Annotated in this window: 23 protein-coding genes; 11 read left to right on the plus strand and 12 right to left on the minus strand. The window is 68.8% G+C overall.

The window, feature by feature from the left end; all coding sequences use genetic code 11:
* Positions 1-164: 164 nt before the first annotated feature.
* Positions 165-1661 (plus strand): serine hydrolase domain-containing protein, encoded by a 1497-nt coding sequence (locus QRN26_RS11985; protein ID WP_285037006.1) that lies wholly within the window; start codon positions 165-167, stop codon positions 1659-1661.
* Between the two features lie 35 nt (positions 1662-1696).
* Here QRN26_RS11985 and QRN26_RS11990 read toward each other — a convergent pair whose 3' ends face one another.
* From QRN26_RS11990 to QRN26_RS12000, 3 genes are read right to left on the minus strand one after another with little or no spacing between them, the layout of a single operon-like run.
* Positions 1697-1948, minus strand: a complete 252-nt coding sequence (locus QRN26_RS11990) for a hypothetical protein (protein ID WP_056778523.1) — start codon at positions 1946-1948, stop codon at positions 1697-1699.
* A gap of 25 nt (positions 1949-1973) precedes the next feature.
* On the minus strand, positions 1974-2942 hold the full coding sequence (locus tag QRN26_RS11995; protein WP_350223922.1) for an aldose 1-epimerase family protein: 969 nt from the start codon (positions 2940-2942) through the stop codon (positions 1974-1976).
* A 49-nt stretch (positions 2943-2991) separates the two neighbouring features.
* Entirely contained in the window at positions 2992-4338 is a 1347-nt protein-coding gene (locus tag QRN26_RS12000; protein WP_285037009.1) for an MFS transporter, read from the minus strand.
* A 130-nt stretch (positions 4339-4468) separates the two neighbouring features.
* Between QRN26_RS12000 and QRN26_RS12005 the strand changes: the two genes are divergently transcribed.
* Positions 4469-5494, plus strand: a complete 1026-nt coding sequence (locus QRN26_RS12005) for a hypothetical protein (protein WP_285037010.1) — start codon at positions 4469-4471, stop codon at positions 5492-5494.
* 12 nt (positions 5495-5506) lie between these two features.
* Here QRN26_RS12005 and QRN26_RS12010 read toward each other — a convergent pair whose 3' ends face one another.
* Entirely contained in the window at positions 5507-6784 is a 1278-nt protein-coding gene (locus QRN26_RS12010) for a DUF445 domain-containing protein (protein ID WP_056007635.1), read from the minus strand.
* Positions 6785-6866: 82 nt separating this feature from the next.
* On the opposite strand from QRN26_RS12010, the gene QRN26_RS12015 reads away from it, so the two are divergent.
* Positions 6867-7145 (plus strand): metal-sensitive transcriptional regulator, encoded by a 279-nt coding sequence (locus QRN26_RS12015; RefSeq protein WP_056007632.1) that lies wholly within the window; start codon positions 6867-6869, stop codon positions 7143-7145.
* 15 nt (positions 7146-7160) lie between these two features.
* Here QRN26_RS12015 and QRN26_RS12020 read toward each other — a convergent pair whose 3' ends face one another.
* The 3 genes from QRN26_RS12020 to QRN26_RS12030 all read right to left on the minus strand — a co-directional run bounded on the left by QRN26_RS12020 (position 7161) and on the right by QRN26_RS12030 (position 10134).
* Entirely contained in the window at positions 7161-8297 is a 1137-nt protein-coding gene (locus QRN26_RS12020) for an acyl-CoA dehydrogenase family protein (RefSeq protein WP_369796476.1), read from the minus strand.
* A gap of 113 nt (positions 8298-8410) precedes the next feature.
* Positions 8411-9259 carry an alpha/beta fold hydrolase gene (locus QRN26_RS12025; protein ID WP_285037012.1) on the minus strand — a complete coding sequence of 283 codons (849 nt, stop codon included), beginning with the start codon at positions 9257-9259 and terminating at the stop codon, positions 8411-8413.
* 23 nt (positions 9260-9282) lie between these two features.
* The gene (locus tag QRN26_RS12030) at positions 9283-10134 is read right to left on the minus strand and encodes an aldo/keto reductase (protein WP_285037013.1); all 852 of its coding nucleotides are present in this window, start codon (positions 10132-10134) and stop codon (positions 9283-9285) included.
* A 47-nt stretch (positions 10135-10181) separates the two neighbouring features.
* Here QRN26_RS12030 and QRN26_RS12035 point away from each other — a divergent pair, with 47 nt between their 5' ends.
* Positions 10182-10748 (plus strand): NADPH-dependent FMN reductase, encoded by a 567-nt coding sequence (locus QRN26_RS12035; protein ID WP_285037015.1) that lies wholly within the window; start codon positions 10182-10184, stop codon positions 10746-10748.
* A 28-nt stretch (positions 10749-10776) separates the two neighbouring features.
* On the opposite strand, the gene QRN26_RS12040 is transcribed toward QRN26_RS12035, so the two are convergent.
* On the minus strand, positions 10777-11985 hold the full coding sequence (locus QRN26_RS12040; RefSeq protein ID WP_056007618.1) for an MFS transporter: 1209 nt from the start codon (positions 11983-11985) through the stop codon (positions 10777-10779).
* Positions 11986-12339: 354 nt separating this feature from the next.
* On the opposite strand from QRN26_RS12040, the gene nrdH reads away from it, so the two are divergent.
* From nrdH to nrdF, 4 genes are all read left to right on the plus strand, one after another.
* On the plus strand, positions 12340-12573 hold the full coding sequence (gene nrdH, locus QRN26_RS12045; RefSeq protein ID WP_056007615.1) for a glutaredoxin-like protein NrdH: 234 nt from the start codon (positions 12340-12342) through the stop codon (positions 12571-12573).
* Between the two features lie 84 nt (positions 12574-12657).
* The gene (gene nrdI / locus QRN26_RS12050) at positions 12658-13071 is read left to right on the plus strand and encodes a class Ib ribonucleoside-diphosphate reductase assembly flavoprotein NrdI (protein WP_082455879.1); all 414 of its coding nucleotides are present in this window, start codon (positions 12658-12660) and stop codon (positions 13069-13071) included.
* A gap of 23 nt (positions 13072-13094) precedes the next feature.
* Complete coding sequence (nrdE, locus tag QRN26_RS12055; RefSeq protein WP_056011398.1) at positions 13095-15200, plus strand: class 1b ribonucleoside-diphosphate reductase subunit alpha; 2106 nt, start codon at positions 13095-13097, stop codon at positions 15198-15200.
* Positions 15201-15320: 120 nt separating this feature from the next.
* On the plus strand, positions 15321-16295 hold the full coding sequence (gene nrdF / locus QRN26_RS12060) for a class 1b ribonucleoside-diphosphate reductase subunit beta (protein WP_056007612.1): 975 nt from the start codon (positions 15321-15323) through the stop codon (positions 16293-16295).
* A gap of 91 nt (positions 16296-16386) precedes the next feature.
* Here nrdF and QRN26_RS12065 read toward each other — a convergent pair whose 3' ends face one another.
* The 3 genes from QRN26_RS12065 to QRN26_RS12075 form a co-directional block, all read right to left on the minus strand.
* Positions 16387-16614, minus strand: a complete 228-nt coding sequence (locus QRN26_RS12065) for a hypothetical protein (protein ID WP_157579816.1) — start codon at positions 16612-16614, stop codon at positions 16387-16389.
* A gap of 118 nt (positions 16615-16732) precedes the next feature.
* Positions 16733-17113 (minus strand): DoxX family protein, encoded by a 381-nt coding sequence (locus QRN26_RS12070; RefSeq protein ID WP_285037017.1) that lies wholly within the window; start codon positions 17111-17113, stop codon positions 16733-16735.
* Between the two features lie 95 nt (positions 17114-17208).
* Positions 17209-17844 (minus strand): flavin reductase family protein, encoded by a 636-nt coding sequence (locus QRN26_RS12075; RefSeq protein ID WP_502927479.1) that lies wholly within the window; start codon positions 17842-17844, stop codon positions 17209-17211.
* A gap of 210 nt (positions 17845-18054) precedes the next feature.
* Between QRN26_RS12075 and QRN26_RS12080 the strand changes: the two genes are divergently transcribed.
* Entirely contained in the window at positions 18055-18906 is an 852-nt protein-coding gene (locus QRN26_RS12080; RefSeq protein ID WP_285037019.1) for a sulfurtransferase, read from the plus strand.
* 18 nt (positions 18907-18924) lie between these two features.
* Here QRN26_RS12080 and hrpA read toward each other — a convergent pair whose 3' ends face one another.
* Positions 18925-22800 carry an ATP-dependent RNA helicase HrpA gene (gene hrpA / locus QRN26_RS12085; RefSeq protein WP_285037021.1) on the minus strand — a complete coding sequence of 1292 codons (3876 nt, stop codon included), beginning with the start codon at positions 22798-22800 and terminating at the stop codon, positions 18925-18927.
* A 186-nt stretch (positions 22801-22986) separates the two neighbouring features.
* On the opposite strand from hrpA, the gene QRN26_RS12090 reads away from it, so the two are divergent.
* The gene (locus tag QRN26_RS12090) at positions 22987-24258 is read left to right on the plus strand and encodes an HNH endonuclease signature motif containing protein (protein WP_285037022.1); all 1272 of its coding nucleotides are present in this window, start codon (positions 22987-22989) and stop codon (positions 24256-24258) included.
* An 86-nt stretch (positions 24259-24344) separates the two neighbouring features.
* The gene (locus QRN26_RS12095; protein WP_285037023.1) at positions 24345-25007 is read left to right on the plus strand and encodes a hypothetical protein; all 663 of its coding nucleotides are present in this window, start codon (positions 24345-24347) and stop codon (positions 25005-25007) included.
* Positions 25008-25010: the final 3 nt, after the last annotated feature.

Genomic DNA, 25010 nt, shown 5'->3' on the forward strand with positions numbered 1-25010 from the left:
GCGGATCCGACGCAGCGGATCTCGCCCCCTTGACTTCATCTGAACGGAGGAGCACAGTACGCCCGGCACCCCGGCCGATGGTGATCGTCGTCGCGGAATGGTCGTACGCTCGAACGGCGAGTGGACCGCGGACGGCGGTGCGCCGCCGCCGAGGAGGAGACGAGATGCACCTGGTGGAGGACGGCACGGAGACGGGTATCGCCCGCGTGTTCGAGGACCGGATCGCCGGCGGCGTCGCTCCCGGATCGTACGTCGCGGTGTTCGATCGCGATCGGATCCGCTTCTCGCGCGGCTTCGGCGAGAGCACCCGAGGTGGCGACGTGCCCGACGAGGACACCCTCTTCCGCATCGCGTCCTGCACGAAGAGTTTCACCGCTGCCGTCCTCCTCATCCTCCGCGACACCGGTCGGCTCGACCTCGACACCCCGGTGGACGCGTTCGTCCCGGAGTTCGCCCCGGCCACGCCCGGTGGGACGGCCGTCCGGCCGACGGTCCGGATGCTGCTCACGATGTCGGGTGGGCTTGGGACGGACGATCCGTGGGCCGACCGCCAGGAGTCGATCACCCCTGCGGAGTTCCGTCGGCTGCTGGTGCGCGGCGTGCGGTGCGTCACCGTGCCGGGGACGGCGTTCGCCTACTCGAACCTCGGCTACGCGCTCCTCGGTCAGGTGATCGAGCGGGTGACGGGCGGGCGGTTCGTGGACGCGGTGACGTCACTCCTGCTGGAGCCGCTCGGGCTCGGTGCCGTGTTCGAGCGACCCGACCGCGAGCACCCGGAGGACGGCGGAGCGGTCACGGCGATCGGTCACCGCGTCCGACGGGACCGAGCCGTCGACGCGGACGACCGGTTCGTCGAGGTCCCGTTCTCGGGTCCGGGGGTCTTCTCCGCGATCGGCGGACTCTTCGCCTCGGCGACGACCCTGATCGGCTGGGTCCGTTGGCTCGACGCCGCCTGGACGGGTGACGAGAGCGGTCCGCTGTCGAGCGCGAGTCGCCGCGAGATGCAGCAGCTGCACCGCCTCGCCCCGCCGCGCCCCTCGCTCGACGGCCTCCCGCCGCGCCTCGCGCTCGGCTACGGCTTCGGGCTCTTCGTGGAGGAGGACGCCACGCTCGGGCCGCTCGTGTCGCACTCCGGTGGATACCCGGGCTACAGCGCGCACATGCGCTGGCACCCGGCCTCGGGCTTCGGGGTCGTCGCGTTCGAGAACGCCGGATACGCGGCCGTGGCGAAGCCCGCCGAACAGGTGCTCCGGTTGGCGCTCGCCGAAGCGCAGGCATCCGGCGAACTCGCCGAACCCGCGATCCGTCCGTGGCCGGAGACCCTGGTGGCGTCGATGACCGCGACCGGGCTGCTGTCGCACTGGGACGACCGGGTCGCCGCGTCGTTGTTCGCCGAGAACGTCGCGCTCGACGTCCCGCTGGACGAACGCCGCACCGCGGCCGAGGCGGCCGTCGCGGCGGTCGGCGGTATCGCCGAGGTGGCGTCCGGCCGGGCCATGCCCGTCTGCGACTCGCCGGACCATCTCGTCTGGTTCGTCGAGGGAGAGCAGGGGAGGCTCCGACTGGAGGTCCGCATGACCCCGGTGGTGCCGCTGCGGGTCCAGACCTTCACCGTGACGGTCGATCACGAAGGACCGGAGACGACGGACGCCGACGACTGAGGATCAGTCGCCGGCGTCCGGATGGTCGGGTCGGGTCAGCCGATCGAGTCGTCGTCGCCGTTCCCGTTGCGGTTGGTCGGTGAGATCTCCTCGGTGGACTCGACGTACTCGTACGCGGTCGTCGTCGGGCCGTCGTGGTCGCCGGTGTTCGTGGCCTCGCCGGCGGGGCGGTAGATGAGCTGGCCTTCGCCGTAGGGGAGGACGAGTTCGCCGTCCTGGCCGTCTTCGAGCGGGATGATCTCGCTGTCGAGCGGACCACCGATGAGTTTCGCAAGCGTCTGTGACATGTCGTCAGCCTAACGCCGACCGCTGTCAGAGTGCTGCGATGGTCCAGGACACCCGGTGTGGTGTATTGGGGGCCAGCACGACGAGGTCCGTGCCGGTCGAGAAGGCGTCGGGCGGGCAGGTCATCGGCTCGACGGCGAGGCCCAGCCGGTCGAGCTCCGGGACGGGCTGGTCGGCCGTGTGGACCTGCACCCACGGCAGCCCGTCGCCCCAGTGCATGGTGACGCCGGTGCCGGCAGGCGAGGTCACCCGGACCACGACCTGACCGGCGTCGGCGTCCGTCGCGAGGTCCGTGAACGCGTGGTCGATGAAGGTGTCGCCGATGCTGCGCGGCGTCCGGAAGTCGAAGTGCCGGGTGTCGGCGCCGTCCACGTCCTCCACGGCGACGGGGCTCAGGCGGTCGGGGGTGACCGTCAGCACCGTCGATGCCGGGAGCTCCAGGGTCCAGTCGTCGACCCGACCCTCGCCGGCGACGAGGTAGGGGTGCGGTCCCGTGCCGTACGGGGCGTCGGTGTCGCCCAGGTTCACCGCTTCGACCTCGGTGCGCAGCCCGTCGTCGTCGAGCGTGTACGTCGCAGCCACCTGCACGCGGAAGGGGTAGCCGTCCTGCGCCTCGATGACGACGCGGAACGTCGCGGACGCGGTCGACGAGGCCACGAGCTCCCAATCGGACCAGGCGGCGAGGCCGTGGAGCGCGTGCCCGCGCGAGGGCTCCGTCAGGGCGAGTTGGTACTCGACCCCCGCGAAGGTGTACCGGCCGTCGACCACACGGTTCGGCCACGGGGCGAGCATCGCACCCCGGAAGGCCGGACGGACCTCGTCGGCGTCGAACGGGACCACCAGGTCGCGTCCCTCGTGCCGCAGGAACCGCAGGGAGGCGCCGACCGACGCGATCGACGCGGTGTACGCCCCATGGGTGAGGTCGACACGTCGACCCGAGATCGGTCGGCGGTCGACGGTGGCGGACGGGGACGCGGCGGGGGTGGATTCGATCACGGCCCCATTCTGTCGTACGGCGGCCGCTCCGAGCGCGTCGTCCGGCGGCTCAGTCGAGGGAGCGCCCGCGCCGGTCGGAGAGGAACAGCGCGGCCACCGCGGCGACGACGAAGAACGCCGCGAACACCGAGAAGAGCAGCGCGTGGCCGGCCACGAGCAGGACGGGGACCGAGAGCGGGGCGATGATCGACGCGATGCGCCCGATCCCGGCCGCCCACCCGGCGCCGGTCGCGCGCAGCTGGGTCGGATACCGTTCCGGCGTCGTCGCGTACAGCGCGCCCCACGCGCCGAGGTTGCAGAAGGACAGGCACATGCCGAACACGATGATCATCGGCTCGGTCGTCGCCGTGCCGAAGAGGACCGCGGACACGGCCGAACCGGCGAGGAAGGTGGCGAGGGTCTGCTTCCGACCCCATGCCTCGATGAGCCAGGCCGACACCGCGTAGCCGGGGAGTTGGGCCAGCGTGATGATGAGCGTGAAGCCGAAGGACCGGACGAGCGAGAAACCGGAGGCGACGAGGATCGTCGGGATCCAGATGAACGCTCCGTAGTAGGAGAAGTTCACGCAGAACCACACGATCCAGAGCGATGCGGTGTCTCGGCGGTGCTCCGGCACCCACAGGCCGCGCAGCCGCTGCCCGGCGGAGAGGCCGGAACTCGCGGGGGTGTCGCCCGCGGTGCCGCCGGGAACCTCGACGTGGTCGACGCCGGCGGAGGCCTCGAACTCGCGGACGACCGCTTCGGCCTCGCGGTGGCGGCCGCGCGATTCGAGGAAGCGCACCGACTCCGGCAGGCGTGTCCTCACGATGGCGGCGTAGATCGCGGGGAGCGCGCCGATGGCGAGCGCCCAGCGCCAGCCGTCGTCGCTCGTCGGCACGACGAGGTAGCCGATGAGCGCGGCGGCGATCCACCCGACAGCCCAGAACGCCTCGAGGAAGACGATGATCCGGCCGCGGATCCGCGGCGGTGCGAACTCGCTCATGAGGGTCGAGGCGACGGGGAGTTCCGCGCCGAGCCCGAGGCCGACGACGAAGCGCAGCACGATCAGGACCCCGAGCCCCCAGGCCAGCGCCGAGGCGCCCGTCGCGATGCCGAAGACGAGCAGCGTGATGGCGAAGACGTGGCGGCGGCCGACGCGGTCGGCGAGGAGCCCGCCGAGCGTCGCGCCGATGGCCATCCCGAGGAACCCGGCCGAGGCGATCCAGGACAGCTCGGTGTTCCCGAGTTGCCATTGGACGGCGAGCTGGGCGAGGACGAAGGAGACGAGCCCGACGTCCATGGCGTCGAGGGCCCATCCGACACCGGAACCGACGAGGAGTCGTCCGTGCGCCTTCGTGAACGGGAGCGCATCGAGGCGCTCGCTGCGGCTGCGAGGGGTTGTGGGCGCGGTGGACACGTCACCATTCTGGTGCAGGATGCACCCACCGGGGCCGCTCTGTCGCAGATAGGCTGACGGCAACGAACTGCAGGCATGCGGCCGGGCAGTTCAGCCGCTCCGCCCGCCGTTCCGTCGAAAGGCCACTGCCGTGACCGATGTCCCGCCGCCCGACCCGCAGTACCCCGACGGCCGGCCGCCGCAGCAGCCGAACCCGCCGCAGCAGAACTGGCAGCAGCAGCCGAACGGCCAGCAGCCCAACTGGCAGCAGCAGCAGCAGCCGAACCCGAACCCGCAGCAGAACTGGCAGCAGCAGCCGAATGGCCAGCAGCCCACCTGGCAGCAGCAGCCGACCCCGCAGCAGCAGCCCCAGCAGCCTTGGCAGCAGCAGAACCCGTATGGCCAGCAGCCGCAGCAGCAGAACCCGTACGGCCAGCAGCCGCCGCAGCAGCCGCCCTACGGACCGCCGAAGCACAAGCGCACCGGCCTCATCATCGCGCTCGCCGTCGGCGTCCCCGTCGTGGTGATCGCCGCCATCATCACGGTCGTCTCCCTCGTGCTCGCGCAGGGCGGCGCGCCGGTGGCTGACCCGAGCCCGACCCGCTCGGCGACGCCGACGAAGACCGCGTCGCCGACGCCGTCGGAGACCGACGCCACGCCGGAGCCGACGAAGACCTACGTCTCCATCCCGCCGGATCTCGACTTCGCTGCGGGACAGGAGGTCCCCACCGAGTGGACGGCGTACCTGACGAACGACTTCGACTCGTCGTGGGCGGCCGGTGGCAAGGACAAGAACGGCATCGACATCTACACCAACGCCTCGACCTCGTGCGAGGTCCGGCTCGGCAACATCGCGCTGACGCAGGACGAGATCGCCGTCGGAGACGACGAGCGCTCGAGCGACGCCTACCTGGCGAAGTACGTCGGCGCCGACTACGTGAAGGCCGACGGCACGACGGAACAGCTCAACTACAACAGCGGCGGTGGGCTCATCGAGTTCCGCGTGCTGTCGTGGACGCAGGCGTCGGGGGAGCGCACCTACTGGGGTGTCCGTTCACTCACGAAGATGGGGACGCTCGTGGTCTTCACCTTCACCTGCCGTGATCAGGCCGCACTCGACCAGCTCGCGAGCGACGTCGTCAACCTCATCTCCGTCGAGCTCCTCCCGAAGCGCTGACGGGACGGGCCGTCAGAACGCCCGGAGGACGGCCTGCGCGATCGTGAAGATGGCGAGGCCGGCCAGGGCGCCGACGATCGTCCCGTTCAGGCGGATGAACTGCAGGTCGCGTCCGACGAGCAGCTCGATCTTCTGCGTCGTCTCGCGGGCGTCCCAGCGTTCGACCGTCTCGGTGATGATGCTGGCGATGTCGTGCCGGTACCGCGTGACCACATAGGACAGGGCGTCGGCGACGCGTGTGTCGACCCGGGTCGCGAACGCCTCGTCGGTGGAGAGTCGTCGGCCGACGTCCGCGATGGTGCCGGCGACACGCTTGCGGAGCTCGCTGTCGGGGGCGTCCAGCGCCTCGAGGAAGGCCGTCTTCGCGGCGGTCCACGTCTTCCCGGCGACCTCGCGGACCCGCGGACTGTCGATGACTTCGTGCTTCGCGTTCTCGAAGCGCGCGATCGTCGATTCGTCGGTCTGCAGCTGCTCGGCGAGCTCGGCCAGGTAGCCGTCGAGCGCGTGACGGAGCTGGTGGTCGGGATCGGCCCGGACCGCGTGCACGAACGACACGGCCTCGCGGTAGAGCTTGTCGTCGACCAGCCGGTCGACGAACGACGGCACCCACGTGGGGAGCCGGCTCGACACCAGGCGTTCGAACGCCTTCGGGTTGCTGCCCAACCACTCGCCCGTCCGGTCGAGCAGAAGGTCGACCGCGTCGTGGTGCGCTCCGGCGCCGACGATGTGTTCGACCCACCGGCCGATGTTCGGCGCCCACTGCGGATCGATGAGGTGCTTCGATGCGAGCGCCTCGATGACCTCGCGGACGTCGTCGTCGGACAGGGTCTCGAGGAGCCCACGGACCGCGACCGACGCCTCGGCGGTGACGCGTTCGGCGTTGGCCGGCTCGGACAGCCACCCACCGAGCTTCTCCGAGAGGCTGACGGTGGCGAGCTTCTGTCGCACGACCTCCTCTGAGAGGAAGTTGTCCTCGACGAATTCACCGAGGCTGACCCCGATCTCGTCCTTGCGCTTCGGGATGATCGCCGTGTGCGGGATCGGGATGCCGAGGGGGTGGCGGAAGAGGGCGGTGACCGCGAACCAGTCGGCGAGGGCGCCCACCATCCCGCCCTCCGAGGCGGCTCTGACGTACGCCAGCCACGGGTAGCGACCCTCGAGCGCGAACGCGACGGCGAAGATGACCGCCATGACGAGGAGCAGCCCGGTGGCCAGGCGCTTCATCGAGCGCAGGGCTCTGGCGCGGTCCGCGTCGGCGGCGGTGAGTTCGAGGGCGGGGGAGCTCGTCATCCGCCCATCCTAGGCTCGCGCGGTGTGGGAGAGCGTCCCCTCGCGAGGCCGCTGATGTACCCCCTGGTGGTACCCTGAGCCGGTGATCGAAGACATCAAGAAGCGCGCCCTCCACCGCACGAAGATCCTCGAAGGACAGATGCGCGGGCTCGAGAAGATGATCGAGAACGAGGACTACTGCATGGACATCATCACGCAGTCGCTCGCCATCCAGAAGTCGCTCGGCTCGCTCAACAAGCTCCTCGTCGAGAACCACCTGCTGACGCACGTCACGCAGATGTTCGAGGAGGGTGGCGACAGCAAGGACGCTGCGGTCGCCGAGCTCCTGCGTGTCTTCGAGCTCAGCAACAACCGGGGCTGACCCCGGCGCAGGACGTCAGGCGGGGCCGAGCCAGGCATTCGCGACGGTCGCGTGCGCTGACTCGTCGTCGGAGGGGTGGAACATCCCGGCGAGGACATCGCGGTAGAGACGGCCGAGCTCGCTCGCAGCGAAGTAGCTCCCGCCGCCGGCCACCCTGATCGCCTGGTCGACGACCTCGCGGGCGGTCTCCGTCGCGCGCACCTTGAGCCCGACGAGCTTCGGGAACCAGAGGGACCCGTGGTCGACGCCGTCGTCGAGGTCTCGAGCCACGCTCGCCAGCTGCGGCAGCATGCCGTCGTAGGCGATGGCGGCAGCGGCGATCCGGCGACGGATGTCCGGGTCCGAGGCGTAGCTCGCGCCACCGGCCTTCTTCGAGGTCTTGCGGTGCGCGGTCTCGACGGCGAGCCGGAGCGCACGCTCCGCGACACCCGTGTAGACCGCGGCGATCAGGGTCTCGAAACAGGCGAAGATGCCGAACACGATGGGATCCGGGTTCGGCCCGGGGTCGAGACGGCGGACGACGTGTTCGGCGCTCGCCTCGGCGCCCTGGAGCAGGGTCGTCCGGCTCTGGCTGGCGCGCATCCCGACGGTGTCCCAGTCGTCGAGGATCTCGAAGCCGCCCCGAGAGCGCTCGACGAACCCGTAGACCACCTTCGGGCCGTCGGCCGAGGTCGAGTCGAGGCCGGTCGTCCCGAGCCAGGTCCAGGCCGGGGACAGGGAGGTGAAGATCTTGCGACCGTGGAATCGGTACGAACCGTCGGGACCCGGCCGGGCCTCGGTGTCGGACCCGAACAGCACGAGGTCGTTCCCGGCCTCGCTCACCCCGAACGCGTAGAGTTCGTCGCCCGCCGCGCCGTCGAGGACGAACCGGAGCGAGTCGTCGCCCCGTTCGTGCAGCAGCCGCGCGACACCCGTCCACACCAGGTGCATGTTGACCGCGAGCGCGGTCGCGGGGGCTGCGGTGGCGAGCCGCGATTGCAGCTGCGTGACCTCGCTCAGCCCGAGGCCCAGACCACCGAGATCCACGGGGACGAGGGCGCGCAGGTACCCGCACGCCCGCAGTTCGACGAGGTCCTCGTCGAAGAAGGCGTTCTCGCGGTCGGCCACGGCCGCGCGTTCACGGATGCGCTCGATGAATTGGTCGCCGAGCACGGAGCTGGGATCGAACGCGCGAGCGGCGGGGTCTGACTGCGTGGGAACGGTCACGGGACCATTGTCGCACCGGGGTCCGACGATGACACGGGTGTCTGCGGGCGGTGCGGCGATCAGACCTCGTGACGAGATCGCTGCTCGAGCTGCAACTCGGCCCAGTCGCCGATCGCCTTCGTGGTCTCGGCGGGGCGGTCCCGGTGCACGTTGTGCCCGGCGCCCTGGATGACGGTGAGACTCACCTGACGATTGGCGAGGATCTGTGCGGCCAGCGGGCCGCGGACGAGGCTGTACACCTCTGGGTCGGAGGCGATCACGAAGGTCGGGTTCCGGAGGGAGGTGGCCGCCGGCCGCACATCCCACGGGTGGTTCTGCTCGCTCGTCTGCTCGATCGCCCACCGGCTCGCCTGCGACACCGCCTGGACCTTGAGCTCGACGTCGAGCGGGTGCCACTCCGGGTTCTTCGCGCGGACGGATGCGGCCGTGTTGTCGGCGAACGCCGCCTCCTGGCTGGCCCGGATGGTCTCTGCGTCGTGGTCGTCGAGGGCGATGGCCGGATCCAGGAGCACGAGCGCCGCGGTCCAGCGGGGATCCGCCGCCGCCGCGACCGCCGTGGCCGCTCCACCGAGCGAATGCCCGACGACGAGATCCCAGCTGCCCCGGGTGTCGATCGCCGACGGCACTGGTCGCGTCGCCAGCAGGTCCGCGGCGTACGCCTCGACGCGGTAGTCCAACGATCGTGGGGCCAGGCCGTGTCCGCGCAGGTCGACCGCCTCGACGAGCCACCCGCGGTCTGCCAGGGCGGCGCAGATCCGCCACGTGCTCGGTCCGTTGCTCCCGAGGCCGTGGACGACGAGCGCGCGGGCAGGAGCGTCATGACGACCCCAACGGTGGCGCGGAAGCGCCACCGGGGTGATCGTGCGGGCGGCGAGGCTGGACGCGGTGTCGACGACGGGCTCGGTCATGCGTTCAGCCTACGGTCTCGAGCTCAGTCGAGCCGGTCCGGGTCGGTGCCGGTGCGCTCGCCGTTCTCCAGCGCCGAGATGGCGGCGAGGTCGTCGGCGTCGAGGGTGAAGTCGAACACCGCGAAGTTCTCGGCGATCCGCGCCGGCGTGGCCGACTTGGGGATGACGATGTTGCCGAGCTGCAGGTGCCAGCGCAGGACGACCTGCGCGACCGTGCGGTCGTGTTTGCGGGCGATCGCCCCGAGGTCGCTCGTGGCGTCGGAACCGTCAGTGGCGGGGGTGAAGAACCGGCCGCGCGCGAGCGGCGACCAGGCCTCCGTCGCGATGCCGTGAGCGGCGTTCACGGCACGCAGTTCGCGCTGGGGGAGGAAGGGGTGCAGTTCGATCTGGTTGACGGCCGGCGTGATCTCGGCGGATTCGAGGAGGCGTTCCAGATGGCTGCGGTGGAAGTTCGAGACGCCGATGGAACGGGCCCGACCCTCGGCCCTGAGCCGTTCGAGTGCGCGCCAGGTCTCGCGATAGCGGTCCTGCTTCGGCGCGGGCCAGTGGATCAGGTAGAGGTCGACGTGATCGAGGCCGAGGAGGTCGAGACTCGTGTCGAACGCGCGGAGCGTCTCGTCGTAGCCCTGGTCGGTGTTCCAGACCTTGGTCGTGACGAACAGCTCGTCGCGGGGAAGTCCGGACTCGCGGATCGCCACGCCGGTACCCCGCTCGTTCCCGTAGAGGGATGCGGTGTCGATGTGTCGGTACCCGACCTCGAGCGCGGTCCGGACGATGTCCGTGCTGGCGGCGTCCGCGACCTTGTAGACGCCGAAGCCGAGCTGGGGGATGGAACGCCCGTCGTTGAGGACGACGGTCGGGGTGGTGGCTGCCATGTCACCAGTATCCTCGACAGGGCACCGTCGCCGTCGAAAGGGAGCCCATGCCGCACCTCATGATCGTCACCGGGAGTGTCCGTTCCGAGCGGGTCGGGGGTGCCGTCGCCGACTGGGTCGTGGGTGTGGCCCGCGCCGACGAGCGGTTCACCGTCGACGCGGTCGACCTCCGCGAGCTGGCGTTGCCCTTCATGGACGAACCGGCGCATCCTCGGAAGCGCGCGTATACGAAGCAGCACACGATCGCGTGGAGCGAGCGGGTCGACCGGGCCGACGCCTTCGTGTTCGTGACGCCCGAGTACAACTACAGCTTCGCACCGGCGCTGAAGAACGCACTCGACTACCTGATGCACGAGTGGGCGAGGAAGCCCGTCGGGATCGTCAGCTACGGCGGGCTGTCCGGTGGGACGAGGGGCGTGGTCGCGCTGCGGCCCGTGCTCCAGGCCCTCGGTCTCGTGAGCACGGGTGCCAACGTCGAGATCCCGTACGTCGCCCGGCAGATGGCCGACGGGGTGTTCTCGCCGAACGACCGTCAGTCGGCGGTGCTGCCGATGCTGCTCGACGAGGTGTCCGCCCTCGATGGAGCGCTCGCGCCCCTGCGTTCCGCCGACTGACGGACCGGCGGGCCGACCCGCTCGACGATCAGGACGGGTGCGTGTTGATCGGCTCGGTGTCGGGGATGGGGCTCGCATCGCGTCCGCGGAGGTCCGGGTGCCAGCGGTGACCGACCCAGGGGATCACGAAGCCGAAGAGCGCGAAGATCCCGGCGACCCAGAATGCGCCGACGGCTCCTGAACCGTCGATGAGGAACCCGGCGGCCGCGGATCCCATGGCCGCTCCGATGAGCTGACCGGTGCCGACCCAGCCGTAGGCCTCCGCCGTGTCGCTGAACTTGACGCTCGCCGAGACGATGGCGAACAGCACGGCGAGGGCCGGGGCGATGCCGATCCCGGCGACGAAGAGCGTGACCGACAACCACCAGGCGTTGAGGAAGAGGCTCGCGACGGCGAGTCCGGCGAAGACGATGAAGATGCGGCGGGCCAGGGCGTAGGGGCCGATGGGGGTGTGCCCGAGGGCGAGACCGCCCGCGAGGGACCCGACCGAGAAGATCGCGAGGACGATGCCCGCTTCGAGGCCGTCGTGGCCGAACGTCGCGACGACGCCCGCCTCGACGGCCGAGCAGGCGCCGATCAGCAGGAAGCCCACCACCGTGGCGAGGAGGACCGGCGGACGCTTGAGCACCTGACCGAGCTTGCGACGGCTCCTCGGGATGCGGACCCGACCGACCTCGGGGGAGAAGATGAACCACAGGCAGCCGACGATCATGATCGCGGCGGCCAGGACGATGCCCCAGACGGTGCCGACCTGCGTGGAGACGAAGGTCGTCACGACGGGCCCGAGGACCCAGATGATCTCCTGGGCCGAGGCGTCGAGTGAGAAGAGCGGCGTCAGCTGCTGGGAGGTCACGAGCTTCGGGTAGATGGTGCGCACGGCGGGCTGCACCGGCGGGGTGCTGAGGCCGGCGACCAACCCGACCGCCATGTACGCCGGGACGCTCATGGGCACGAGGGCGATGGTCGTGACCGAGACGGCGCAGACCACCAGCGTCAGGAGGAGCACCTTGCGGATACCCCACACGCCCATCCACCGACTCGTCAGCGGGCCGGCGATCGCCTGGCCGATGCTCGTCGCGGCGAGGACGAGTCCGGCTGCGCCGTAGGACCCGGTGACCTGCTCGATGTGGAGGAGGAACGCGAGCGAGAGCATCCCGAACGGGAAGCGAGCCGTGAGCTGCGCTGCGATGATCCGGGCGACGCCGGGGGTACGAAGAAGGTCACGGTAGCTGCTCACAAGGAGACCAGTCTATGGACCCGTCCGGACGTCCGCGACACGCCCACGACACGCCCAAGACGGCGGTCGGTGTCGGTGGTCCCGAGGAGAATTCCACCTGTGGATAGATATCCCTCACACGGGGGAGAAAAGGCCGAGAATCCGGGATTTTCGCGTCGCCGCCGAGCGTTGTACCCAGTGGAGAACCGGTGGATAACTCGCCCGAAACGGTGGAGAACCCGGTGGAAAACTACAGGGCTGTAACTACTAGCCCTTGTGGTTGGCCCGAAGGTCTTCATCTATATGTAGTATTGGAACCCCGGCGCCAGACGCCGCGGGAATCACCAGGATTTAGAGGGGAAGGCACGAAGAGCTATGGCAATCACGGTCTACACGAAGCCCAGTTGCGTGCAGTGCACGGCGACGTACCGCGCACTCGACAACAAGGGCATCGAGTACAACATCCTCGACCTGTCGGTCGACGAGAACGCGCTCGAGCAGGTCAAGGCGCTCGGCTACCTCCAGGCGCCCGTCGTCATCACCGAGGAAGACCACTGGTCGGGCTTCCGTCCCGACAAGATCGAAGAGCTCGCTGCACGTCTGGCTTGAGCCCTCGGTCGCAGGCGTCACCATGAGCCGGCCCCAGCAGCACCGCACCATCCGCCCGTCCGGAATCCGACGAGGAGGCCCACCGTGGAACCACGGCTGATCTACTTCTCCAGCATCTCCGGCAACACGCACCGCTTCATGCAGAAGCTCGATCTGCCCTCACTGCAGATCCCGCTGTATGCGAAAGACGAAGCCGTGCACGCCACGGCGCCCTACGTCCTCGTGACCCCCACCTATGGCGGGGGAAACGGCGACGGAGCGGTGCCCAAACAGGTGATCCGGTTCCTCAACGTCGAGGCCAACCGCTCCCTGATCCGCGGGGTCATCGCCGCCGGCAATACGAACTTCGGTGAGGCCTACGGTCTCGCCGGCGACGTGATCGCCAGCAAATGCAAGGTCCCGCACCTGTACCGCTTCGAACTCTTCGGAACCCAGGACGATGTCACCACCGTCCACAATGGATTGGAATCATTTTGGCAGCAGCGCCAGTTTCAGTGATCGACGCACCGTCGACGAGCCAGATGGACTACCACTCGCTCAACGCGATGCTCAACCTCTACGGCCCGAACGGCGAGATCCAGTTCGACAAGGACCGTGAGGCCGCGCGGGAGTACTTCCTCCAGCACGTCAACCAGAACACGGTGTTCTTCCACTCCCTGAAGGAGCGGCTCGACTACCTGGTCGAGAAGGAGTACTACGAGCAGGCCGTGCTCGACAAGTACCCGTTCGACTTCATCCAGGACCTCAACGACCTGGCCTACTCGAAGAAGTTCCGCTTCCAGACCTTCCTCGGTGCGTTCAAGTACTACACCTCGTACACGCTGAAGACGTTCGACGGCAAGCGCTACCTCGAGCGCTTCGAGGACCGCGTCGTCATGACCGCCCTCGGCCTCGCCGACGGCGACCAGCAGCTCGCGATCGCGCTCGTCGAGGAGATCATCGCCGGACGCTTCCAGCCGGCGACGCCGACCTTCCTCAACTCGGGCAAGGCGCAGCGCGGCGAGCTCGTCTCCTGCTTCCTCCTCCGCATCGAGGACAACATGGAGTCGATCGCCCGCGGCATCAACTCCGCGCTGCAGCTCTCGAAGCGCGGCGGCGGCGTCGCACTGTCGCTGTCCAACATCCGCGAGTCCGGTGCTCCGATCAAGCAGATCGAGAACCAGTCGAGCGGCATCATCCCCGTGATGAAGCTCCTCGAGGACTCCTTCAGCTACGCGAACCAGCTCGGTGCCCGCCAGGGCGCCGGTGCCGTGTACCTGAACGCGCACCACCCCGACATCCTGCGCTTCCTCGACACCAAGCGTGAGAACGCCGACGAGAAGATCCGGATCAAGACGCTGTCCCTCGGCGTCGTCGTCCCCGACATCACCTTCGAGCTCGCGAAGAAGGGTGAGGACATGTACCTGTTCTCCCCGTACGACGTCGAGCGCGTCTACGGTGTGCCCTTCGGCGACATCTCGGTGAGCGAGAAGTACCACGAGATGGTCGACGACTCGCGCATCAAGAAGACGAAGATCAACGCCCGCGAGTTCTTCCAGACCATCGCGGAGATCCAGTTCGAGTCCGGCTACCCGTACATCGTGTTCGAGGACACCGTCAACGAGGCGAACCCCATCAAGGGCCGCATCAACATGTCGAACCTCTGCTCGGAGATCCTGCAGGTCAACACGCCGACCACGTACAACGAGGACCTCTCCTACAAGGAGATCGGCAAGGACATCTCCTGCAACCTCGGATCGCTGAACATCGCGCTGACGATGGACTCGCCCGACTTCGGTCGCACCGTCGAGACCGCCATCCGCGGCCTCACCTCGGTGTCCGACCAGAGCCACATCACCTCGGTGCGCTCGATCGAGGACGGCAACGACAAGTCGCACGCCATCGGCCTCGGCCAGATGAACCTGCACGGCTACCTCGCCCGTGAGCGGGTGCACTACGGCAGCGCCGAGGGCATCGACTTCACGAACATGTACTTCTACACGGTGGTGTTCCACGCGCTGCGCGCCTCGAACCTCATCGCGAAGGAGCGCGGCGAGACCTTCGACGGCTTCGCCGACTCGAAGTACGCGTCCGGTGAGTTCTTCGACAAGTACACCGACCAGGTCTGGGAGCCGGAGACGGCCCGTGCCCGCGAGCTGTTCGAGCAGGCCGGCGTGCAGATCCCGACGCAGGCCGACTGGGTCGCCCTCAAGGCGTCTATCCAGGAGTACGGCATCTACAACCAGAACCTCCAGGCCGTGCCGCCGACCGGTTCGATCTCGTACATCAACAACTCCACGTCGTCGATCCACCCGATCGCGTCGAAGATCGAGATCCGCAAGGAAGGCAAGCTCGGTCGCGTGTACTACCCGGCGCCGTTCATGACGAACGACAACCTGGAGTACTACGAGGACGCCTACGAGATCGGCGCCGAGAAGATCATCGACACCTACGCCGCGGCGACGCAGCACGTCGACCAGGGACTCTCGCTGACCCTGTTCTTCAAGGACACCGCCACCACGCGCGACATCAACAAGGCGCAGATCTACGCGTGGAAGAAGGGCATCAAGACCATCTACTACATCCGTCTCCGCCAGCTCGCGCTCGAGGGCACGGAAGTCGACGGCTGCGTCAGCTGCATGCTCTAACCCCTTCGACAGGCTCAGGAACCGAATGGTCCCTGAGCCTGTCGGCGGGCCACCCGCGTCACCCCGGTCCCTGAGCTCGTCGACGGGCCGACCCCACTTCCCCATAGAGGACACCAATTCATGTCAGAGAAGCTCAAGCTGGTCGACCGCGTCCAGGCGATCAACTGGAACAAGATCGAGGACGAGAAGGACGTCGAGGTCTGGAACCGCCTCGTCAACAACTTCTGGCTGCCCGAGAAGATCCCGCTGTCGAACGACGTCCAGTCGTGGAACACCCTGACGCCGCAGGAGCAGCAGCTCACCATGCGGGTGTTCACGGGCCTCACCCTGCTCGACACGATCCAGGGCACCGTCGGTGCCGTCGCGCTCATCCCCGACGCGATCACCCCGCACGAGGAGGCCGTCTACACGAACATCGCGTTCATGGAGTCGGTGCACGCCAAGAGCTACTCCTCGATCTTCTCCACGCTCAGCAGCACGAAGGAGATCGACGAGGCGTTCCGCTGGTCGGTCGAGAACCCGAACCTGCAGAAGAAGGCGTCCATCGTCCTCGACCGCTACCACGGTGACGACCCGCTGAAGCGGAAGGCCGCCTCGACGCTCCTCGAGTCCTTCCTGTTCTACTCCGGCTTCTACCTGCCCATGCACTGGTCCAGCCGCGCGAAGCTCACCAACACGGCCGACATGATCCGCCTCATCATCCGCGACGAGGCCGTGCACGGGTACTACATCGGTTACAAGTTCCAGAAGGGCCTCGAGAAGCTGACGCAGGCCGAGCGCGACGACGTCAAGGACTACACCTTCTCGTTGCTCTACGAGCTCTACGACAACGAGGTGCAGTACACGCAGGACCTCTACGACGAGGTCGGCCTGACCGAGGACGTCAAGAAGTTCCTGCACTACAACGCCAACAAGGCGCTCATGAACCTCGGCTACGAGGCCATGTTCCCGAAGACGGTCACCGACGTGAACCCGGCGATCCTGTCGGCGCTCTCGCCGAACGCCGACGAGAACCACGACTTCTTCTCGGGCTCCGGCTCCTCCTACGTGATCGGCAAGGCCGTGGTCACGGAAGACGAGGACTGGGACTTCTAGTCACCGCGCACCCGCGCTGCATGCACGAGGGCCGGATGGAATCCATGATTCCATCCGGCCCTCGGTCGTTTCCGGGGTCGATCGTTCGGCGTCAGCCGCCGAGCGCGCCGCCCATGCCGCCGGCCGCGGCGAGGAAGAAGTAGAAGAACGCCGTCACGCCCTGGACGACCGGGAAGAAGAGGACGGCGACGGCCGTCACGACGATCGTGATGATGACGGCGAGCGACACCAGGCTGACGACGCCGTTCCGTCCGGCGCTCGGAGCGTCGACGGGTTCGGCGACGAGCAGCTCGTCCATGGTCGCTTCGGTCGTGAGCATCGTTCTCCCTGGGTGTGCGGTGTTGTCGACCATACCTGCCGTGACGGGAGGAATCGTCGACTCGCCGGTGGATCGGGACATCCGATGCCCGGCGGCGTCGGATGCGCCGTTCACGAGCTCAGCGGCGGGTGGACCAGAGTGCCCAGGCGATGAGCACCGGCTGGAAGAAGAGGCGGGTGAACCGGCGGCTGTCGGTGTCGAGGCCGAACGCGTCGCGGCGGTTGATCCACTGCGACAGGTTGCCGGGGAAGATCGCGGTGAAGAACGCCGCGGCCACGTTGCCCACCAGGTTCCGCTTGACGCCTGAGGCCAGGGCTGCACCCAGGGCGATCTCGACGACGCCCGATGCCAGCACCGTGGTGTCCTCGTCGACCGGCACCCATTCCGGCACCTGCGCCTGGAAGTCCTTGCGGGCGAAGGTCAGGTGGCTGATGCCGGCGAAGACGAGGGCGCCTCCGAGCAGCAGACGGGCGGCGGTACGGGCTTTCGATCCAGCCATGCGGGGTCCTCTCGACGATGGTGATGTCACCACGCTATCCGCAGATCACGGGCACGACGCCGGTTCGGCCTGCACAGATGCTCAGCCGCCGAACCTCAGCCGTCGATCTGCGAGTTCGCGTCGAGACGGTGCCAGGTACGGTTGTGGTACACGAGTGGCGCTCCGTCGAAGCTGGGGCTGAACGCCGGCGTGGCCGGGGCTGGAGCCGCCGCGGCCGACTCGGTCCGGGCCGGGTCCGCCGGCGTCTGCGTCTCCGCCTGCGTCTGCGAGACGCTCGACTCGAGGGCGTGCACCGCGATGACCGTGGACGTCCCCGCCTCCATGCGGTTCACGATGCGCCCGCGGATCCACACCCCGTTGCCCGTGAAGTACGGCTCACCCGTCGGGAGGCGGTCCCAGATGGAGGTGTCGGCGAACCGGTCGATCCCGCTCGTGGCGCACAGCTTCGCGATGTGGAGCTGCTCGGAGCCCAGCAGGTGGACGACGACCGTGTCGGAGGCGGTGATGGTCGGTGCGCTCGACGACAGCGACGAGACCGAGAACACGAGGAGGGGTGGCTCCGCGCTCACCGAGAAGACCGAGGTGGCCGTGAGGCCCACGGGTCCGGAACCGTCGTCCGCCGTGATGACGGACACCCCGGCCGGGTGCTGTCTGAAGGCGGCCTTGAAGTCGTCGGGGGAGAGGGACGCGAAACCGGGGGCGACCTCACCGCCGTCGACGGGGGACGGCAAGGCGGTCACGGAGGCGGCTGCCGGGTGGACTGAGCTCACGGGGGATCCTTCGAACGGCTGTGGACGGCTGGTGCGGCGTCCGATTCCGCGGACGCTGCACAGGCTACGTTTCGCGCATCCGGGAGCCACTGCAACTCTGTTACCCGGTGTGACGGCGGACGGACGGGTCCGCAGCGGACGCCGCCACTCCGGCTGCGTACGCTGGAGGGCATGCCCCTCCTCATCGCGCCGGACGACCTCGCAGCCCTCATCGCCTCGGAGACGCCGGTGCGTGTCCTCGACGTGCGGTGGCGACTCGACGCTCCGGACGGACGGCCCGCCTACCTCGAGGGACACCTCCCCGGCGCGGTCTACGTGGACCTCGACCACGAGCTGGCGGACCACGTGCCCACCGGACAGCAGCCGGTCGATGGCCGTCACCCGCTGCCCGCTCTCGAAGCGCTCCAGGCCGCCGCACGGTCGTGGGGGATCGACGACGGCGAAGTCGTCGTGGTCTACGACGACCTGAAGAGCCTGTCGGCCGCGCGAGCCTGGTGGGTGCTGCGGAACGCCGGTGTCGCCGATGTCCGGATCCTCGACGGGGCGTTCCGGGCCTGGACGGACGCCGGACTGCCCGTCGAACGCGGCGAGGTCGTGCCGGAGCCGGGCACGGTGACGCTGACGCCGGATGGCCTCCCGAGCATCGACATCGATGCCGCTGCCACGTGGACGCGCGACGGCGGCGTGCTGCTCGATGCCCGCGCCGGCGAGCGGTACCGCGGGGAGGTCGAACCGGTGGATCCGCGTGCCGGCCACATCCCCGGCGCGATCAACACGCCGACGACGGCCAACGTCGACGAGGACGGACGGTTCCTGTCGCCGGAGGTGCTCCGCGACCAGTTCCTCGCTGCGGGCGTGACGGAGGGTGCGGCGGTGGCCACGTACTGCGGGAGCGGCGTGACGGCAGCGCACAACGCCGTCGCCCTCACGCTCGCCGGCTTCGAACCGGTCCTCTACCCGGGGTCCTGGAGCGAGTGGGCCAACCACCCCGAACGTCCGGTGGCGACGGGCCCCGACGCCTGAGCGCGTGCCGCGGGCACGCTAGCCCGCGAGGACCTTCTGCAGGCGCTGCAGCGACACCGACTCGGCCGTGCCCAACTGCTGGGCGAACAGGCTGATCCGCAGCTCCTCGAGCATCCACCGCGCCTTCACGAGGTGCTCAGGCGCCTCGGCGGGCAGGGGGATCGTGCCGCCGGCCGCCTCGAACCGGGCGAGCGCCGTCTGGGCCTCGGTCATCCAGACGCGGTCGCGGTTCGGATTGTCCGTCAGGCGCTCGGCGCGATAGCGGATGCCGGCGAGATAGCGCGGCAGGTGCTCGAGTCGAGCGGACCCCGTCCGGGAGACGAAGCCCGGGAACACCAGACCGTCGAGCTGCCCGCGCATGTCGGTGAGGGCGGCGAGCAGGGTCATGCTCGTCGCCGCCTTCATCGCCTTCTCGGTGTCGCGCGCGGCCTGCAGGATGCGGGCGACGATCGCGACGGTCTGGAACATCCGGTCCATCACCGACGCCGACACGCGGTCGCGGAGCGTCTCGTACTGCAGTTTCGAGAACACCTGGCCGTCCGGCACAACCCGGTACAGGACGTCGTCGATACAGGCGGCGAGACAGTCCTCGAAAAGCGCGGGGGTCGAACGGTACGGACTCGTCGCGAGGGCGAGCTTCTCGTTCGGCTTGAGGTGCTGCTGCACGTAGGCGGTCGGTGAGGGGATCGCGAGCAGCAGCAGCCGGCGGACACCGGACGGCATGGCGCGTGCCTGGTCGGCCTCCGTGCTCATGATCCGGATGGAGACGCTCGTGCCGTCGTCGACGATCGCGGGGTAGCCCCGGATGACGCCGTCCTCCTGCCTGATGTCGATGAATCGCGGCAGGTCGTCGAAGTCCCATCGGGTGAACCCGGAGCGCTCGATCGCGTTCGGGACCCGGGCGGCGGCGACCTTCGCGACGCTCGCGCGCGTGCGCTGCTTCAACCGGTGCTGCAGTTCGACGAGGTCCTTGCCGCGGGCGAGTGCGCGCCCGCGTTCGTCGATGACCCGGAAGGTCACGAGCAGGTGCTCCGGGACACGTTCCATCTCGAAGTCCGAAGCGGAGATGTCCATGTACGACAGTCGCTTGATGGCGTTCGCGAGCCGGGTGGCGAAGGAGTCCTCGGCGGAGGGACGGTCGGCCGAGACCGCGGGGACGTCGGCCGGGAGCTCGGCGATGAGCTTCGTCGCCCAGTCGGCCGCCGGGACGATGTTGCGGCGTAGCGCCTTCGGGAGGGCCTTGATCATCGCGGTGATGAGGTCGCGCCGGAGTCCGGGGACCTGCCAGTCGAACCCGGCGGGCGAGAGCCGGTCGAGGAGGGCGAGGGGCACGATGACGGTGACGCCGTCGTCGTCGCTACCCGGCTCGAAGCGGTAGCTGAGCTTCAGTCGCTGGTCGGCCTGCACCCATTCGGCGGGGAAGCGGTCCTCGTCCACGGCTGGGGCGTCCTCGGGGAGGAGGTCCTCCTGACGCATGGTCAACAGTTCGGGTTGCTCCGTGCGGGTCTTGCGCCACCACGACTCGAAGCCGCGCGTGGTCGAGACGTCCGCCGGCACCCGGGCGTCGTAGAAGTCGAACACGGCCTCGTCGTCGAACAGGATGTCGCGGCGGCGGGTCCGTTCCTCGAGCTCGCTGAGCTCCTTGCGCAGTCGGCGGTTCGCCCGGTGGAAGTCGAACAGCTTGTCGCGGCCGATGTCGTGCGTCCACTCGCCGTCGACGAGGGCGTGGCGCAGGAAGAGCTCGCGCGCCTGCTCCTGGTCGATGCGCCCGAACTGCACCCGACGCCGAGGCACGATGGGCACGCCGAACAGCGTCACCTTCTCGAAGGCGACGGCGGAACCCTGGTTCTTCTCCCAGTGCGGTTCGCTGTAGGAGCGCTTGCAGAGGTCGCCGGCGATCTGCTCGGCCCAGGCCGGGTCGATCGAGGCGTTGGTGCGGGCGAAGAGCCGACTCGTCTCGACCAACTCGGCGCTCATGACGGCGTTCGGCTGCTTCTTGGCGAGCGCGGAGCCCGGGAACAGGACGAACCGCGTCTGGCGGGCGCCGATGTAGTCGCCCTTCTTGGCGGTCTTCGTCGCCGGCGGCGCCCCACGACCCTTCACGACGGGCGCGACGGTCTGGTCCTTCAACCCGATGTGGGAGAGGAGGCCGGCGAGCAGCGACTTGTGGATGCCGTCGGGGTTGACGGACGCCTCGCCGATGGTCAGGCCGAGCGGTTTCGCGAGCTGCCGGAGCTGGCGGTAGACGTCATGCCACTCGCGGACGCGCAGGTAGTTCAGGAACTCGTTCTTGCAGAGCCGGCGGAACGCGCTCGACGAGAGTTCGTCCTGCTGCTCCTCGAGGTAGTTCCAGAGGTTGAGCAGCGCGAGGAAGTCGCTCGTCGGGTCGACGAACCGGCGATGCAACTCGTCGGCCTTCTGGCGGTGTTCGAGTGGGCGCTCGCGGGGATCCTGGATGGTGAGGGCGGCGACGATCGCCAGCACCTCGCGGGAGACGCCGTGGCGTTTCGACTCGACGACCATCCGGGCGAACCGCGGGTCGATGGGGAGGCGGCTGAGGTCGCGTCCCACCCGGGTGAGGCGGGGGCCGCCGCCGCGAGCTGAGCCGTCGGCGAAGGTCCGGGTCTCGATCGCGCCGAGTTCCGCCAGGAGGTCGACGCCGTCCTTGATGCCGCGGGCGTCCGGCGGCTGCAGGAACGGGAATGCAGCGATGTCGCCCAGGCCGAGGGAGATCATCTGGAGGATGACCGCGGCGAGGTTGGTGCGGAGGATCTCGGGCTCGGTGAACTCCGGTCGCTTCGCGAAGTCCTCCTCGGAGTACAGGCGGATCGCGATGCCGTCGCTCGTGCGGCCGGAGCGCCCGGAGCGCTGGTTCGCCGATGCCTGCGAGATCGCCTCGATCGGGAGTCGCTGCACCTTCGAACGGACGCTGTAGCGGGAGATGCGGGCCGTGCCGGCGTCGATCACGTACTTGATGCCGGGGACGGTGAGGCTCGTCTCAGCGACGTTGGTCGCGAGGATGATGCGGCGGCGGAGGCCCGGCACGGAGGATGGTTGGAAGACGCGGTGCTGGTCGGCCGAGGACAGGCGCCCGTAGAGCGGCAGCACCTCCGTGCCCGGCAGGTTCCGGCCGCGGATCGCGTCTGCGGCGTCGCGGATCTCGGTCTCGCCGGACAGGAAGACGAGCACGTCGCCCATCGATTCGCGGGCGAGCTCGTCGAGGGCCGCGTTGATGCCCTCGAGGTAGTCGCGGTCCGCCGATTCCGATTCCGGGGCGTCCTCGTCGTCGTCGGAGGGTTCGTCGGCCACGAGCGGGCGGTAGCGGATCTCGACGGGGTAGGTCCGGCCCGAGACCTCGACGATGGGGGCGCCGTCGAAGTGCTGCGAGAAGCTCTCCGGGTCGATCGTGGCCGAGGTGATGATGACCTTGAGATCGGGGCGCTGGGGGAGCAGCTGCTTGAGGTAGCCGAGCAGGAAGTCGATGTTCAGGCTGCGTTCGTGCGCCTCGTCGATGATGATCGTGTCGTACTTGCGGAGCAGCCGGTCGCGGTGGATCTCGTTGAGGAGGATGCCGTCGGTCATCAGCTTGATCTTCGTCGCCTTCGACGCCTGATCGGTGAAGCGCACCTGGTACCCGACGATGCCACCGAGCTCCTGGCCGAGTTCCTCGGAGATGCGCTCCGCGATGGTGCGGGCGGCGAGACGACGCGGCTGCGTGTGCCCGATCGACTCCCGACCGAGTTCGAGGCAGATCTTCGGCAGCTGCGTGGTCTTGCCCGAGCCGGTGGCCCCCGCCACGATGACCACCTGGTTCTCGGAGATGGCGCGCGCGATGTCCGCACGGGCGGCGCTCACCGGCAGCTCGGGCGGGTAGGAGATTCGGAGGTCGGACATCAGCCCTCCATCGTATCGGGCTGGGCGACGGTGAGGCCCGTTCCCGGTGGCCGAGCGGCTCAGCGACCCGGTCGAATCCCTCCGACCAGACCCGGTCACTGAGCTTGTCGACGTGCTCACGGGACACGTCCACACCAGCGCGAACTCGGCATCTGGAATGTCAGTGGTCCGTGGTGGACTCGATCCATGGCCGAGAGCACCACGTCCGTAGTTCGAGCTGGCGACGAGTACGCCGCGCAGCTCGCGGAGTTCTCGGACACGTTCGCGGACATCCACCGCCGGCGCGCGGCTCTGGACGCCGAGGAGGCCCGGCTGCTGGCCCGGTCGGCGGCCTACGCCGACGCCCTCGCAGACACGGTGGTTCCCGCCATCTATCCGCCCGCAGAGCGCCGGGCACTGTCGCGCCGCTCAACGTGCGCGATGCTCGCGATGGCGACCCGTTCGGCCGAGCGGACAGTCCTGCACGCGACGGACGACGCCGAGCGGCTCGTGAACGAGGCGCCGTCTGTGTTGGTGGCGCTCGAAGCGGGCACGATTTCCGGGCGGCATGCGCGCACGATCACCGACCAACTGCGTGAGGTCCCGTCCGCCGGTCGCGCGTCCTTCCTCGCCGAGGTGCTCCCGATGGCCGAGCGATTGACCGCCGCGCGGCTCAAAAAGCGCGCAAAGGACCTCCGCGAGCGACTCCACCCCGAGTCCATCACCGCGCGTGCACTGCGTTCCGAAGCTGACCGCCGCATCGAGTTCGAGCCGGCCTCAGACGGCATGGCCTGGGTGCACCTGTTCACCACGGCACCCATCGCGCAGGGCATCGTCGAGCGCCTCGAGAGCGCAGCGTCCGAAGCGCGTCGCGCGGGCGACCAGCGCACCTGCGGGCAATTGCAGGCCGACGCGCTCGCGGCCCTGGCGCTCACCGGCGTCACCCCGGATGACGTCGCATCGAACCCCGTCCTCCCGCACCCGATCGAGGTGCAGGAACACATCAAGCCGACCGTGCAGATCACCGTCCCGGCACTCAGCATGGCCGGTGTCTCCGACGCACCCGCCACCCTCGACGGATACGGGCCGATCGACCCCGAGACCGCCGCCCGCATCGCAGTCAACGCGCCCAGTATGACCCGCATCCTGGTCCAGCCGGAAACCGGCGCCGTCCTCTCGGTCGGTCGCGGCCAGTACCAAGTCCCCGCCGACCTGCAACGGGCAGTGCGCCTCCGAGACGGCACCTGTCGCGCACCCGGCTGCGGAAGACGAGCCATGGCCTGCGACCTCGACCATTCCGTCGCCTGGCAGGACGGCGGGACCACAGATGTCGGGAACCTCGCCTGCCTGTGCCGACATCACCACCGCATGAAGCACCTTCCCGGCTGGGACCTCGAGCACCGGCCGGGCGGTGTCCTCGATTGGACGACACCCGACGGCAAACACCACCGCACCGAGCCGGACCCCGCACCGTTCTGAACCCCCGCCGGTCCTTGAGCCTGTCGAGAGGTGCTCGTGCTGCAAATAGGGTTGCATCGCAGAGTGGTTTGCGTTACAAAGTAGGTATGACTTCACCGATGGAACCCACCGATGGTTCGGACGCGCTCGACCCGGCCGCTATGCTCGCGCTGCAGGAGCGACAGGCGAGCCGCGTCGACGACATCTTCACGAGGCCCACCATCGCGATCGTGTACATCTGGGGTGTCGCGTGGACCGTCGGGTTCCTCGCGCTCTGGTCCGCGAGCGACGAGAACCCCTGGTTCACCACGCCGCCGATGGTCGCCGGGTGGCTTTTCGGGATCCTGATGGTGGGCGGCATCGTCTCGTCGTCGATCATCGGCTCCCGCGTGTCGCGGGGTATCCAGGGAGCCCAGCAGGTGCAGGGGACCATGTACGGCATCGCCTGGGCGATCGGGTGCACGGCCGCGGCCGTGTTCGGCGGCGCCCTGTTCGCTGCGGGGATGGCACCCGCACTCGCCGCCATCTTCTACCCGGCCATCTACAGCCTCGTGGTCGGGCTGCTGTACCTCGCAGGTGGAGCGGTGTGGCGCGACCGCCTCATGTACGGCATGGGCATCTGGATCATCGTGGTCGGCATGGCCGCGCCGTTCTTCGGCTCGCCGGGCAACGCGCTCATCATGGCGATCGCCGGCGGAGGCGGCTTCCTCGTGTACGCGACCTTCCTCGAGGCGACCCGCCGTCGGCGTGCCCACCGATCGGCGGTGTGACCG

The sequence above is a fragment of the Plantibacter sp. ME-Dv--P-095 genome (genome assembly GCF_030209365.1).
In the GTDB taxonomy this organism is placed as follows: domain Bacteria; phylum Actinomycetota; class Actinomycetes; order Actinomycetales; family Microbacteriaceae; genus Plantibacter.

What these genes read in the sequence shown, in the direction of transcription:
- QRN26_RS12080 (WP_285037019.1), top strand. Translation starts at nt 18,055, where the DNA reads ATGCCCCTCCTCATCGCGCCGGACGACCTCGCAGCCCTCATCGCCTCG.
- QRN26_RS12070 (WP_285037017.1), bottom strand. Translation starts at nt 17,113, where the DNA reads ATGGCTGGATCGAAAGCCCGTACCGCCGCCCGTCTGCTGCTCGGAGGC.
- QRN26_RS12025 (WP_285037012.1), bottom strand. Translation starts at nt 9,259, where the DNA reads ATGACCGAGCCCGTCGTCGACACCGCGTCCAGCCTCGCCGCCCGCACG.
- nrdE (WP_056011398.1), top strand. Translation starts at nt 13,095, where the DNA reads ATGGACTACCACTCGCTCAACGCGATGCTCAACCTCTACGGCCCGAAC.
- QRN26_RS12035 (WP_285037015.1), top strand. Translation starts at nt 10,182, where the DNA reads ATGCCGCACCTCATGATCGTCACCGGGAGTGTCCGTTCCGAGCGGGTC.
- QRN26_RS12010 (WP_056007635.1), bottom strand. Translation starts at nt 6,784, where the DNA reads ATGACGAGCTCCCCCGCCCTCGAACTCACCGCCGCCGACGCGGACCGC.
- nrdF (WP_056007612.1), top strand. Translation starts at nt 15,321, where the DNA reads ATGTCAGAGAAGCTCAAGCTGGTCGACCGCGTCCAGGCGATCAACTGG.
- hrpA (WP_285037021.1), bottom strand. Translation starts at nt 22,800, where the DNA reads ATGTCCGACCTCCGAATCTCCTACCCGCCCGAGCTGCCGGTGAGCGCC.
- QRN26_RS11985 (WP_285037006.1), top strand. Translation starts at nt 165, where the DNA reads ATGCACCTGGTGGAGGACGGCACGGAGACGGGTATCGCCCGCGTGTTC.
- QRN26_RS12065 (WP_157579816.1), bottom strand. Translation starts at nt 16,614, where the DNA reads ATGCTCACGACCGAAGCGACCATGGACGAGCTGCTCGTCGCCGAACCC.
- nrdH (WP_056007615.1), top strand. Translation starts at nt 12,340, where the DNA reads ATGGCAATCACGGTCTACACGAAGCCCAGTTGCGTGCAGTGCACGGCG.
- QRN26_RS11990 (WP_056778523.1), bottom strand. Translation starts at nt 1,948, where the DNA reads ATGTCACAGACGCTTGCGAAACTCATCGGTGGTCCGCTCGACAGCGAG.
- QRN26_RS12030 (WP_285037013.1), bottom strand. Translation starts at nt 10,134, where the DNA reads ATGGCAGCCACCACCCCGACCGTCGTCCTCAACGACGGGCGTTCCATC.
- QRN26_RS12090 (WP_285037022.1), top strand. Translation starts at nt 22,987, where the DNA reads ATGGCCGAGAGCACCACGTCCGTAGTTCGAGCTGGCGACGAGTACGCC.
- QRN26_RS12095 (WP_285037023.1), top strand. Translation starts at nt 24,345, where the DNA reads ATGACTTCACCGATGGAACCCACCGATGGTTCGGACGCGCTCGACCCG.